Genomic DNA, 13,175 nt, shown 5'->3' on the forward strand with positions numbered 1-13,175 from the left:
TCGAACTCACGGTCAACAACGATGGGTGGGAGGTAAAGCAAACGGAAATCGGGGCGGGCGATGCGCCCGCCTGAGCCTGCAAGCGCGGCTAAGGCTCAGTGGGGATCGCGGCCTGCTGAGCCCGCCACGCGCGCCAGCCGCCAAAGGCGGTGATGTCGGTGGCGCCCGCGATGCCGCCGGGCTCGCAGATAAAGCCGGGCACACTGCTGCCATCGGCAAGCACCGTGCGGCCAATGCCCAGCGGCGCGGGAATGCCCGCGACAAAGCTGCCGAAGCGGGCTTCGGGCATCTCCCACACCTCGACCTCGATGGCGGCGCCTTCGCCTTCGTGCACGCGCACCAGCCCGGGCCGCTGCACGCCGGGGCCTGCCAGCGCGTAGAGGCGATAGCAGGGCGCCGTGCTGGTGCGCGCCACCAGGCGCGCGCCGCGTTCGGCGAGTTGATGGTGCAAGGGCTGGCCTTCCAGGTGGGCGCCGCAAACCGCAACCCGTAGCTGGCCGCTGCGCACAGCGGGCGGCACGATGCCGCTTTGCGCAACAAGGCGGTTTCCCGTCGCGCCGACCGTCGCCGCCTTGCCTTCCAGCGCCTGCTGCCAGCGCCGTGCCAGATGCAGCAGTGGCACGTCCTGATGCGCCGGCGCCGCCAGCGTGATACCGAAGGGCAGGCCATCTGCGAGGAACCCCGCCGGCACCGCCACGCCGGCGCAATCCAGCAAATTCAAGAAGTTGGTGTAAAGGCCGAGCTCGCTGTTGCGCGCAATCGGTTCCGCCAGCATGCCGGCGACGGTCGGGTGCGAGGGCACGGTCGGCAGCAACAACGCGTCCGCCTGCGACCAGGCGGCCTCGCCCTGGCGCTGGAGCGCGCGCAACCGGTACATGGCCGCGAACGCATCGGCGGCCAGCGGCGTGGCGCCGCCCAGCGTGATCTGCCGTGTCACCGGGAACAGAGCGTCTGCGTTGCCATCGATAAACGCGCGGATCGCCTGGTAGCGCTCGGCCACCCAAGGGCCTTCATAGAGCATCCGGGCCGCTTCCAGGAACGGCGCGAAGTCGATCTCCACCAGCACCGCGCCCAGCGTGCGGGCATGGGCGCACGCTTGCTCGAAGGCTTCGGCATAGCCGGGCTGGAAGAACCGCATTTGCCCCGGCGCGGGCACGCCCAGGCGGAACATCGCGGCCTGCCCGAAGTCGAAGCCGTGCGGTTGCGCTGCGCGCGAGTAGGGATCGTCCGCATCGAACCCCTGTGCCACCGCGAACACGCGGTGCGCGTCATCGGCGGTCAGCGCAAAGACCGATGGCGTATCCAGCGAGCGGCATGCCGGTACCACGCCGCTGGTCGACAACAGCCCGCAGCTCGGCTTGAGGCCAACCAGGTGATTGAACGCGGCGGGCACGCGGCCCGAGCCCGCCGTGTCGGTGCCCAGCGCAAAGCTCACCTGCCCAAGTGCGACCGCCACGGCCGAGCCCGAGCTGGAACCGCCGGATATTCGCGCCGGATCGAAGGCGTTTCGGCAAACGCCATAGGGCGAGCGCGTGCCGTTGAGCCCGGTGGCAAACTGGTCGAGGTTGGTCTTGCCCACGGCAATGGCGCCGGCATCCAGCAGCCGTTGCACCACGAAAGCGCTGCCGGCCGGCGTATAGGCGTAGTCCGGGCAGGCGGCCGTGGTCGGCACGCCGGCCAGGTCGATGTTGTCCTTGATCGCGAACGGAATGCCATACAGCGGCAGGCCGGCCGGCCCGTTCTGTTCCAGCTCCCGTGCGCGGGCACGCAAGGCCGTGGCGTGGAGGCGATGGATCCACGCGTGATGCGGGTCGTGCTCCGTCGCGGCAATCACCGATTCGATGACCTCGGTGGGCGTGCGTTTGCCGCTTTGGTAAGCCGCTTGCAGCGAGCCGATATCGAGCGAGAAGCGGGCCGTCATGCTGCCTCCTTCGTTGCCACGCTTTGCGGCGCTACGATGACGACTTCCTGCCCGGCGTTGACAGGGGCGCCTTCCCGGCAGGCCACGCGCCAGGCGTAGCCGGCGCAAGGCGCCGTGATGGCAAACTCCATCTTCATCGATTCCACGATGGCCAGTGTGTCGCCCTCGGCCACCGCGTCGCCTTCCTGCACCAGCACGCGCCATACGCTGCCGGGTACCTGGCTGCACACCACATGGGCTTGTTCCGGGAGTTCGCCGGCGTTCGTCGCAGCGGCGGCGGGCGCCTGCGCTTCGTCCACGTACTCGGCTTGCCCGAGCGTGCGCCAGCGTTCCCGCTCCGCGCCGAACGCGGCTTGCTGGCCTTGCCTGAACGCGGCGATATCCGTTGCATGTTTGTCCAGGAAGCGACGGTAGTCGCGCATGCCAAAGGTGCCTTGCTCGATGCGCAGCGGATAGCGGCCCGCGGGAAAGTCGCGCCGGATCCTGGTGAGATCGTCTTCGCTGACAGGATAGAAGCGGATCCGGTCGAAGAAGCGCAGCAGCCACGGCTTGCCCGCCTCGAAGTCCGCGGCGCCGTTGTGCGCGTCGCGCCAGCGGTTCCACATCTGCAGCGTGCGGCCAACGAACTGGTAGCCGCCGGGCCCCTCCATGCCGTAGACGCACATATAGGCGCCGCCGATGCCCACTGCGTTCTCCGGCGTCCAGGTGCGGGCCGGGTTGTACTTGGTGGTGACCAGCCGGTGGCGCGGGTCCAGCGGCGTGGCCACGGGCGCGCCCAGGTACACGTCGCCCAGCCCCAGCACCAGGTAGCTGGCATCGAAGACGATGCGCTGCACCGCCTCGATCGAATCGAGCCCGTTGATGCGGCGGATGAACTCGATATTGCTCGGGCACCATGGCGCGTCCGGGCGCACCGATTGCATGTATTTGTCGATGGCCAGCCGCGTGGCGCTGTCGTCCCACGATAGCGGCAGATACACGGTGCGCGATGGCACGACGAGATCATCGGTGTCGCCCAGCGCCTCGTCCGTGGCCAGGATGGTGTCGATCAGTGCGGCACGCGCGAGCTGGCGCGGGTCGAAATGCACCTGCAGCGAGCGGATACCGGGTGTCAGGTCAACCACGCCGGCGAGTCGCAGGGCTTGCAGCGCGGCATGCAGCGCATGGATGCGCATGCGCAAGGCAATATCCAGCTGCAGCTCGCCCAGCTCCACCAGCAGGTAGCGGTCACCCGCCTGGCGCACGACCAGACCGGGGCGGCTGGCCAAGGCAGCGCGCTGGCGCAGGATCGGCGAGCCACGCTCGCTGGCGCGCGCGCTTGTGTCGGGCAGCAAGGCCGGCGGCGCGCTCAGCTCGTGCACCCAGCGGTCCTGCGCAGCCTGCCGCTGCGCGGCTTGCTCCTGCGTCACACCATGAAAGCGCACCGCGTCGCCCGGGCGCAACTGGCCGAGCTTCCAGCGCTCGGCGGCAATCACCACGGCCGGGCAGACGAAGCCGCCCAGGCTGGGGCCATCCGGGCCGAGGATCACCGGCATGTCGCCGGTGAAGTCGATGGCGCCGATGGCGTAGGCGTTGTCGTGGATGTTGGAGGGATGCAGCCCCGCCTCGCCGCCATCGCGGCGCGCCCACGTTGGCTTGGGGCCGATCAGGCGCACGCCGGTGCGGCTGGAGTTGTAGTGCACCTGCCATTCGGTGCCGAAGAACGTGTCGATGTCGCCGCCGGTGAAGAAGTCCGGCGCGCCGTGCGGGCCGTACAGCACCCCGATATCCCAGGCGCGGTTGCCGCTGGCATAGGCCGGGATCTGATCGCGCGCCAGCGCTGCTACCGGCTCGCCGGCGGTTTCACTGCCGATGTGCAGCATGTCGGCGGTGCGCAGCGTTCGGCCGGCATGGCCGCCGAACTGGCCCAGCGTAAAGGTGGAGCGGCTGCCGAGGTAGTGCGGCACATCCATGCCGCCGCGCACGGCCAGGTAGGCGCGGCTGCCGCCGGTGGCCACCGCGCCCAGGCGCAGCACGCTGCCCGCGGCCACGCGGTGCGATTGCCAGGGCGCCAGCGCCACGCCATCCAGCGTGGCCGGCATGGGCGCGCCGCACAGCGCGATGACGGCGTCATGGTGAAAGCCCAGCGTCGGCCCGCCCAGCGTGCATTCCAGCCCGGCGGCGGTGGCGGCATTGCCGACCAGGCGGTTGGCCAGGCGGAACGCCAGGTCGTCCATGGGGCCGGACGGCGGCACGCCCACGTCCCAGTAGCCGGCGCGGCCTGGCCAGTCCTGCACCGTGGTCTGCACGCCGCCGTCCAGTACTTCGATCGCGTTGGGCCGGTAGGTGAAATCCGCCAGCGAGCGCGTGATGATGCGGCCGTGGATGAAATCGTCGCTGGCTGCCACCGCGCGCAGGTAGCGCAGGTTGGTCTCGATGCCCGCCAGCCGCGTCGTGCCGAGTGCCGCCTGCAGCTTTGCCACTGCGTCATCGCGGTCGGTGCCAGTGACGATCAGCTTGGCGAGCATCGGGTCGTAGTGCGGCGGCACCTCGCTGCCCGCGCCAATCCAGGTGTCGACCCGGGCGTCTTCAGGAAAGCGCACGTCAGTCAGCAAGCCCGCGCTTGGCTGGAAGTTGCGCGCGGGATCTTCGGCATAGAGGCGCACCTGGATCGCAGCGCCGCGCGGCGCGGGGGCTGCCAGCGCGAAGTCATCGCCGCGCGCCAGCCGCACCATCCATGCGACCAGGTCGATGCCCGTGACCTGTTCGGTCACGCCGTGCTCCACCTGCAGGCGTGTGTTGACCTCCAGGAAGTAAAAGGCCCCGGTGTCGGCGTCGAGCACGAATTCCACCGTGCCGGCGGAGCGGTAGCCAACCGCCCTGCCAAGCCGCTCGGCAGCGTCCAGCAGCGCGCTGCGCGTGGCCGCATCCAGCCCCGGCGCAGGCGTTTCCTCGATGACCTTCTGGTTGCGGCGCTGCGCCGAGCAATCGCGCTCGCCGAGGGTGACCACCTTGCCCTGCCCATCGCCGAACAACTGCACCTCGATATGGCGGGCGCGCTCCACAAACTTCTCCAGGAACAGCCCGGCATCCTTGAAGTTGGCGCGCGCCAGGCGCTCCACCGCTTCGAAGGCGGGCGCCAGCTCAGCCTCACTGCGGATCAGCCGCATGCCGATGCCGCCGCCACCGGCAGTGCTCTTGAGCATGACGGGATAGCCGATGCGCAGCGCTTCGGCACGCGCGGCGGTCAGGCCGGGCAGCAGCCCGCTGCCCGGCAGCAACGGCACGCGGTGCTGTGCGGCCAGCGCGCGGGCCGTGTGCTTGAGTCCAAACGCGCGCATCTGCGCAGGCGTCGGGCCGATGAAGGCAATGCCGGCGGCTTCGCAGGCTTCGGCAAAGCCGGCGTTCTCCGACAGGAAGCCGTAGCCGGGATGAATGGCGCCGGCGCCGGTCTCGAGGGCGGCGGCCAGGATGCGCTCGGCATCGAGATAGCTCTGCGCGGCGGGCGCCGGGCCGATGCAGACCGCCACATCGGCTTGCGCAACGTGGGCCGAATCCACGTCGGCTTCGGAGTAGACGGCGACCGAGCGCAGGCCAAGCGCGCGCAGGGTACGGATGATGCGGCAGGCGATGGCGCCGCGATTGGCGATCAGGACGGTGTCGAAGCGCTCAGATGGCGAGGACATGGGGGTGGTTCCCTCGGGGCAGGTCGTCCTGCGGGAATCATCTCGGCTGCGGGTCGTCCCGCAGCGGCGCCCTTCGGGCGCGGAATGGACAAGCCGGTTCTGCGTACTGCGTACTGCGGGTTACGCGATCTGCGCGCGGGCAGCAGTCGCGGCATCCCACACGATGAACTCCACCGGCGTGGGGTTGTACGCGTTGCACGGGTTGTTGAGCTGCGGGCAGTTGGATACCAGCATCCAGACGTCCATCTCGGCGCGCAGTTCCACATACTTGCCCGGGCCGGAGATGCCATCGGCAAAGCACAGGCCGCCTTCCGGCGTGACTGGCACATTCATGAAGAAATTGATGTTGGGCACGAGGTCGCGCTTGCTCAGGCCTGCATCGGCATGCGCCATCGCCAGCAGGTAGTTGTCGCGGCAGGAGTGCATGAATTTCTTCTGCAGCGCGTAGCGCACGGTGTTGCTCTCGGCCGCGCAGGCGCCGCCCAGCGTGTCATGGCGCCCGCAGGTGTCGGCCACGATGGTCAGCATCGGCCGGCCAGCGCTTGAAACCAGCACCGAGCCGCTGCTGAGGTAGATGCCGCCCTGGCGCAGCAGCGTATCGGTGGCGCTGTAGTGCTCGGCCACGTCATGCCGGTTGTAGAACAGCACGTCGGCGGCCTGGTTGCCTTCCAGGTCGACGATGCGCACGGTCTGCCCGGCGCGGATTTCGGCGAGCCAGGGTTCGCCCGCCGGCTGGCGGTGGCGCACAGCGGCATGCGCGGGGTCAAGCGGGCTCGTGCGCAGGGTGGCGGTGGCGGCGTTGGTCATATCGATTCCTCGTGGTCTTCAGGACAGCGCGAACACATCGGCGTTGTGCAATGCCCGCGCGCATTCGGGGCGGTAGCCGCGGCAGAAGTCGTCAGCCGGGGCCGGGCCATTGCGCCAGGCCGCGACGCCCACCTTGCCGGGGGCGTAGCCGGGGCGCGGGTCCAGCGGATGCGGGGCGGTGGAGACGGCCACGATCAGGTCCATGTCGCAGCGCAGTTCCACCGAGCTGCCTTGCACCGGCTGGCTGGCATCGAAGGTGAAGTTGCCGTGCGCGTCCACGGCGATCTTGCTGAACAGGTTGACCGGCGCGATCAGGTCACGCGCGCCGAGGCCGTACTTGCCGATTTCGATCAGCAGCCCGTCGCGGCCGGCGCGGTACATGGCATTGCGGTGTTGCCCGAAACGCTGCTCGCCGTACTTTTCATGCAGGCGCGCGGCGTCCAGCAGGCCGCCGAACGGGTCGTGCCAGCCCAGCGTGTCGTGCGTGATCGAGGCCATGGCGCGGCCCATATCGCTCATCAACACATGGCCGCGCGTGAAATGCGCGGTGTGCAGGGCTTTGCAGGTGTCGGGCATGCTGTAGCGCTCCAGCCTGTCATGCGCGGCATAGAGCACCACCGAGCAGTTGGCGCGCGCATCCAGCGCGGCAAAGCGCAGGGCCATGCCGCGCGACAGGCGCCAGCTCCAGTGGCAGCCGCCGGGCAGGACTTCGCTCCAGGCCACCTGGCTGGCGGGCAGGTCGGGGGCAAAGCGGCGCCAGTGGTCGATGGCATCCACCGCGGCGTGCACGGACGGGTTCGCAAAGGCTTGTTCAGGGGTTTCCATTCTGTTGGTCTCCGGGTGGCAACTCAGGCCTGCGGCTCGGGCGCAAGGTCGGTCGATGCAGCATGCGAGAGCTGCTCGAGCAATTCGAAGTCCGTCTGCATGCCGGAGGTGGCGCGGATGCGCGCGAGCACCTCGCGCTTGAGGTTCAGGAATTCGGACGAGAGCTTCATCTCCTGTGTGCGCGCGGCCGGCAGCGGCACCTCGTAGACGGTGTCGATGCGTCCCGGGCGCGGCGCCATCAGGACCACGCGTTGCCCGAGGTAGATCGCTTCTTCCACATCGTGCGTGACGAACACGATGGTGCTTTGCTCCAGCCGGTGCACGTGCAGGATCAGGTCGTGCATGACCTCGCGGGTTTGCGCATCCAGCGCGCCGAAGGGCTCGTCCATTAGCAGCACCGGCGGGCGGCTCATCAGCGCACGCGCAATGGCTACGCGCTGCTGCATGCCGCCCGACAGCTGGCCGGGGTAGGCATCCTTGACATGGCATAGCCCCATCAGGCGCAGCAAGGCATCGGCCCGGCCGGAGGCGGCTTCCACATCGGCGCTGGTCCGGCTGCAGGTGTTGACCTTCAGCTCGCGGCAGAAGCGGATGTTCTCGATGACCGTCAGCCACGGGTACAGGCTGTAATGCTGGAACACCATCGCGCGCTGCGGGCCCGGGCCTTCGATCGGCTTGCCGTCGCACAGCAACTCGCCCGCGCTGTGCGGCTCCAGGCCGGCGAGTGAGCGCAGCAGCGTGGACTTGCCGCAACCGGATGCGCCCACCAGCGTGACGAACTCATTGTTGGCGATATCCAGGTGGATGTCCTGCAATGCCGCCGGGGGCGTGCCGTCGCGCGGCTTGCCGTGGCCGAAGAATTTCCATACGCCGCGCACGCGCAGCTTGGGCGATAGGGTCATGGACATGGCTTTAGCGCCTCGCGTGCAGGTAGGGAAACGCGCGCCGGTGCGTCCAGCGCAGCAACTGGTCGATCGCCAGGCCGATCACGCCGATCAGCAGGATGCCGGCGAAGATCTTGTCGGTCTGCAAGAAGCGCTGCGCCTTCAGGATCGAGAAGCCCAGGCCCGAGCTGGCCGCGACCAGCTCGGCCACCACCAGGTAGGTCCAGGCCCAGCCCATGGTGATGCGCATCGTATCGAGCAAGGCGGGCTTGGCGGCGGGGACGATGACCAGCCGGATCACTTCGCCGCGGCTCGCGCCCATGGTCTGGGCCGCTTCGATCTGCGCCATCGGCACGCGGCGCACGTCCTCGGCCACCATCAGCACCATCTGGAAGAACGTGCCGATGAAGATGATGGCGATCTTGGCGCCCTCATCGATGCCGACCCACACCATCACCAGCGGGATAAAGGCCACCGCCGGCATATAGCGCACGAAATCGGTCAGCGGCTCCAGCAAGGCCTGCACGCTGCGGAACGTGCCGATCGCCAGGCCCAGTGGCAGGGCGATCACCGCGGACAAGGCCCAGCCCGTGACCACGCGCAGCGTGCTGATGCCGATGTCGCCGGCCAGGCCCTCGTCGGCATACCAGCCGCGCAGCCGTTGCAGCACCTGAAAAGGGCCGGGCATGAAGACCGGCTCGACCCAGCCGCTGACAGCCAGCCAGGCCCAGGCCACCAGCGGCAGCAGCAGGCCAAGGCTCACCAGCGCCGCCGTGCGGTGCGTCGGGATGGCGCTGCGTATGCCCCACCACGGCTGGCGTTTTGCGTGGAATGCCGGCGTGGCGGGCGTGGCGTCGGCCGTGGCCGCCGATGGGGGCAGTACTTGGGCAATGCGCGCGGTGGCGGGCAGGCGTGCTGTGTTCTCGCTCATGGCTGTCTCACTTCAGCGCGTCGGCCAGCAGGCTGGCATCGACGCCGCGCGCCGGGTCCGGCTTGGCGTCGATCAGCTTGTTCTCCAGCAGGAATGCTGCAATGGCCGGCGTGACGGCCTGCAGCGAGGTGGCTTGTGCCGGGTCCAGCGCGCCATGGTTCGCGCCGACATCGAAGAACTTCGTGCCGGGCAGGAAGACGCTGTACTCGTCGGGCTTCATGCTGACCACCTTGGCCATGATCCTGGCCGCCTCGGCGGGTTGCTCGCGGATGAACTTCTCGGTGTCGAACCAGGCGCGGATCATGCCGACCAGGTCGCGGCGCTTGGCGCGGATCGCCTTCTCTTGCGCGACCAGCAGGTCCGGGATCAGGCCCGGCATGTCCTTGGAGGTGAACAACGCGCGGCCCTTGCCGCTGCGCGTGATCTGGTCGATCCACGGGTTCCAGACTACCGCCGCGTCCACGCGGCCGGTCATGAACGCTGCGGCAGCATCGCCGGCCGAGAGGTTGGTGATCTTGACGTCGGAGGGTTTGAGGCCGTTCCTGGCCAGCGCCGTGACCAACACGAAGTGCGAGATGCTGTACTGCTCCAGCGCAACGGTTTTGCCCTTGAGGTCAGCGAAGGACTTGATCTTGCCGCTGACCACCAGCGCATCGTTGCCCGAGGAGTTGTCGTTGACCAGCACGGCCTTGAGCGGCAGTCCCTTGGCCAGCGGCCCGAGGGTGTCTGACCAGGTCTGGGAGTTGGCGTCGAGTTGCCCTGAGGAGAGTGCTGCGATGGAGTCGGTGTAGTTGGCGAACCAGACCAGCTTCACGTCCGCGCCATGCTTCTTGAAGAATCCCTTTTGCTCAGCGACATACCAGGCAACCCATCCCGGCCAGTCGGAGACACCGACCTTGATTTCGGCCTTGGCCGGGCGCGCACCGGTGAGGCCAACGGCAAGCAGCGCAGCGCCCAGCAGGCCGGCGCACATACGCCGGAACGGGCGTCGCGAAGGACGTGAAAAAGGAAATGCAGGCATGGTTCGGCTCCGATCGGCGGTGACAAATGGCAGGGAAGCCACCTCTCAACGAAGTGAACCTCCCGGGCTTTTGTCCCGCCGTGGAGCCTGGGCGCGAACTAGCGCGCCTGAGGCCGGTTGCTCTCGGACCAGGCATCGTGCGCATGGCACGACCGGAACCCTAGCTACCCTTCGGTGAGCGACGCTTGGCCGCTTCCCTGCGGGTTACTGAGCAAACGGCATGCCAGGCGCATGGAAAGCGCGCTGGCCGGCAAATGTGGCGCTGAATGCCTAAAGTCAGGTGCGAATTTTGGATCTGCCTGGCTGAATGCCATCGCTTGGTGCGCGGGTGGTGCCCGCGCGCACCGTCAGGGTGCGCGTGATGTGGCGCTTCCGGTGCGCGGGCCTGATCCGGTCACGCCGCCAGCTTGCTCAGGCTTTCCACGCCGCTATGTCGAGAATTATGCGCTGGGCCGCCGTCGTATGAGGCGCTGGGAAATGGATGCGCATCCAGACGAAGGGGAAGACGACTTGGAAGTTCCGGCCAGCAATCTGGTCCGGCGCTGGGGGCCAAATCCTGGCAGAAATGATGCCGGGGGGCATTCCGCCAGCAGTTCAGCGTCGGCGAGTTGCGGCCGGACAGTGCCGAGGCAGCCACGCGCGCCTGGCTGGCCGAAGCCTCGAGCCAGGCACTGCCGCGCTCGAGATCACCGCGGCCTCCCGCGCTGGCGTCGTCGGTGTCCATGGGCGTCTCATAATCGTGCAGACGTTCACGGTTTAACATAATAAACGTTATGTGATTCAAGGGGCACAAAACGTGTGCTGCCGAGGAACACTCCCAGGTGTAGCCAGTCAAGATTGCCTTAGGGCGCCGGGAACGGTACAGTTGGACTACCGGCTAGCAATGGCCAGCAACAGTAAGTTGGGAGCGAAAGCATGACATCGAGGGATGACGAGCGCAACGTTTTGGCCCGGTGCGCGGCCGCGTCGCGCGGTGACATCACGGTAGCTTTCGATCAGCGAGAAGCCAACGTTTTTCGTCTTGCCGCGATGGTGCTGCAGTCGCGTTTGCCAGTGGAATCCGTTCGCTTGATGCATGCAAGCGAGCAATACTTCCGTCTGTATCCGACCGATAAGGTGTCCAGCGCTGACGTGGTTCGGAAAGGCTGGGTATCGGGCTTGCCTCGGCTGCGCGATATGCTGACTATGCAGTTGCGGCCTCACTGAAATGGCCGACAACGTCTCCTTCCACACGCGCACGGCACTTGCCGAGGGGCTTCGCGAGTTGTTCAAGCAGCTTGAACAGCGCCTTTCCCTTCGGCAACCCCTGACGGTCTATCTGGCTGGTGGGATGGCGGTGCACCTCTATACGGCAAGCCGAGTCACAACGGACGTTGACGCTGAGTTCGCTGGGCGGGTGCTGTTGCCTCAGGACGTGCTTGTGGACGTGGTCTTGGAAGATGGGACGCCTCAGGTCATCTACCTGGACACAAACTACAATCCGACGTTTGCGCTAATGCACGAGGACTACCAGGAAGACTCTATACCGGTGGACCTGGGCCTGGATCAGATTCAGGTGCGCGTGCTTTCCCCCGTGGATCTCGCTGTCAGCAAAATCGCGCGACTCGCTGATAACGATCGCGAAGACATTCGCGCACTCGTTGCAGCTGGACTGACGTCGGCAGATGAGATAGAGGAACGTGCAACAAGCGCCCTTGGCGGTTACGTAGGCGGAATCGAGATGCTACGCCTCAACCTTCGCGACACACTTGAGATAGCGCGTGAAGAGGAGCGCATCGCCGCTTTGGTGGCGGGTACGAGGGAACGTCCTACGTTCTGACCGTTGCAGAGGCAGCGCAACGCCCCCGGCGCCCCACCTCTCCAGGCCTGCTGCCGCCCTACCACGCCACGGCTGCCCTTCCCTGCCACTGCTCGCCACGTCGCCATCGTCGAATGGTCGAGTCTCCCTGGCCAGCCGGGTCCCCAATCTTCAGCAAACCTGCCTAGCCCGCGTTGGCTCTCAGCGTCCTCGCCTACGGCGACGAGCCGGTGGGTGATCCCGGCGCCGTCGTGCAGGATTTGAACTCGACCGAGTTCGAGCGCTTTTTTAGTTCCGCCGGAACGGTCCTGGTGATTCACTACGATACGGTTCAACTGGGAATGGACCATGTGTGCCACGCCACCGTCGGCATCAGCGCGGCACCCGAGGCCGGAGCCACCGCACGGCTTCCCGCTTGGCGCTTCAACGCGACCCGCTTGATCAGGGGCCATGGAAGTCTTGACCTGGCTGGCTACGCGCAGCGAGCCCTCGCTCGTAGGCGCACGCACCGCCAAGCGCGCCGGCCGGGACATCTGACGGGCTTCGACGGACCGACCTTGACTTCATCCCCGCCCGGGTAGATTGGATGCACGTTCATCACCCAGGTGCTTCCGATGTGGGCCGACTCCCCCCAACTCAACCTCTTTGACGAGCTCGCTCGCGGATCCCTCGCACGATCAATGGCTCGCCCGTTGGTGTTGATGGCCTGCTCGGCCACGAAGCTCAACCGCCCTGCCCCCGCCATGGATCTGTATCGCGGCGTCATGTATGAAACGTTTCGCGCGCACGTGCGAGCCGATGCGCAGCCCCAGGTCATCATCCTCTCCGCGCGACATGGCTTTATCCAGCCTGACGCCGAGATTGCCCCTTACGATCTCCGTATGACCGCCGATCGCGCGCAGATCATGCTCTCGGGCCTGCCAACGGCGATGGCCGGTGCGGTGTGGCCCTACCAGGTCGGCCCGGTCTTTCTCGCCGGCGGCATGCACTACCGTCGGGTGATGCGCGCAGCCGTGGAGCGGTGGGCGCATAGGATTGGTGCCGGCAGCGCGCCGACGATCATGGAAACCAGCGGCGGCATCGGGATGCAGCGCTCCCAGCTCGGCCAGTACTTGGACGGCCTAACCAGTCAACTACCCCGCTCTGAAGGGCGGAGCTTGTAAAGGCAACTGAAAAGGCTCGGGTTGACCAGGCAAAGCGGTAACCAACCCGCTACGTTGTGAATAGGTGCAAGACCAACGTTGGGATGCTTCCTCAGTCCCAACCTCTTGAAGCCCCGGTTGCAGACAAGCGACAGGGTAAGCACGAAACGGATCGGGGCGG

Annotated in this window: 11 protein-coding genes and 1 riboswitch; of the genes, 3 read left to right on the plus strand and 8 right to left on the minus strand. The window is 67.2% G+C overall.

Translation table 11 applies throughout. The features are described from left to right. Window positions 1-88: 88 nt before the first annotated feature. From atzF to F7R26_RS38915, 8 genes are all read right to left on the minus strand, one after another. Complete coding sequence (gene atzF, locus F7R26_RS38880) at window positions 89-1,921, minus strand: allophanate hydrolase (protein WP_150984832.1); 1,833 nt, start codon at window positions 1,919-1,921, stop codon at window positions 89-91. After that, window positions 1,918-5,586 carry an urea carboxylase gene (uca, locus tag F7R26_RS38885; protein WP_150984833.1) on the minus strand — a complete coding sequence of 1,223 codons (3,669 nt, stop codon included), beginning with the start codon at window positions 5,584-5,586 and terminating at the stop codon, window positions 1,918-1,920. The genes atzF and uca overlap by 4 nt, the downstream gene beginning before the upstream one ends. Before the next feature lie 120 nt (window positions 5,587-5,706). Further along, window positions 5,707-6,393, minus strand: a complete 687-nt coding sequence (locus F7R26_RS38890; protein WP_150984834.1) for an urea amidolyase associated protein UAAP2 — start codon at window positions 6,391-6,393, stop codon at window positions 5,707-5,709. 18 nt (window positions 6,394-6,411) lie between these two features. After that, on the minus strand, window positions 6,412-7,218 hold the full coding sequence (locus F7R26_RS38895; RefSeq protein ID WP_150984835.1) for an urea amidolyase associated protein UAAP1: 807 nt from the start codon (window positions 7,216-7,218) through the stop codon (window positions 6,412-6,414). Between the two features lie 23 nt (window positions 7,219-7,241). Continuing rightward, window positions 7,242-8,120: an ABC transporter ATP-binding protein gene (locus tag F7R26_RS38900; RefSeq protein WP_150984907.1), complete on the minus strand. Its 879-nt coding sequence runs from the start codon at window positions 8,118-8,120 to the stop codon at window positions 7,242-7,244. 10 nt (window positions 8,121-8,130) lie between these two features. Beyond that, window positions 8,131-9,033, minus strand: a complete 903-nt coding sequence (locus tag F7R26_RS38905; protein ID WP_150984836.1) for an ABC transporter permease — start codon at window positions 9,031-9,033, stop codon at window positions 8,131-8,133. Window positions 9,034-9,040: 7 nt separating this feature from the next. Further along, window positions 9,041-10,054, minus strand: coding sequence for an ABC transporter substrate-binding protein (locus tag F7R26_RS38910; RefSeq protein WP_150984837.1), 1,014 nt, complete (start codon window positions 10,052-10,054; stop codon window positions 9,041-9,043). Window positions 10,055-10,111: 57 nt separating this feature from the next. Next, window positions 10,112-10,229: riboswitch (guanidine-I (ykkC/yxkD leader) on the minus strand. Window positions 10,230-10,448: 219 nt separating this feature from the next. Further along, entirely contained in the window at window positions 10,449-10,778 is a 330-nt protein-coding gene (locus F7R26_RS38915) for a hypothetical protein (RefSeq protein ID WP_150984838.1), read from the minus strand. 191 nt (window positions 10,779-10,969) lie between these two features. On the opposite strand from F7R26_RS38915, the gene F7R26_RS38920 reads away from it, so the two are divergent. From F7R26_RS38920 to F7R26_RS41365, 3 genes are all read left to right on the plus strand, one after another. Continuing rightward, the gene (locus tag F7R26_RS38920; RefSeq protein WP_150984839.1) at window positions 10,970-11,260 is read left to right on the plus strand and encodes a hypothetical protein; all 291 of its coding nucleotides are present in this window, start codon (window positions 10,970-10,972) and stop codon (window positions 11,258-11,260) included. Window position 11,261: 1 nt separating this feature from the next. Then, on the plus strand, window positions 11,262-11,873 hold the full coding sequence (locus F7R26_RS38925) for a DUF6036 family nucleotidyltransferase (RefSeq protein ID WP_150984840.1): 612 nt from the start codon (window positions 11,262-11,264) through the stop codon (window positions 11,871-11,873). A 593-nt stretch (window positions 11,874-12,466) separates the two neighbouring features. After that, the gene (locus F7R26_RS41365) at window positions 12,467-13,015 is read left to right on the plus strand and encodes a DUF6884 domain-containing protein (RefSeq protein WP_241754831.1); all 549 of its coding nucleotides are present in this window, start codon (window positions 12,467-12,469) and stop codon (window positions 13,013-13,015) included. Window positions 13,016-13,175: the final 160 nt, after the last annotated feature.

This window comes from Cupriavidus basilensis, assembly GCF_008801925.2.
In the GTDB taxonomy this organism is placed as follows: Bacteria; Pseudomonadota; Gammaproteobacteria; order Burkholderiales; family Burkholderiaceae; genus Cupriavidus; species Cupriavidus basilensis.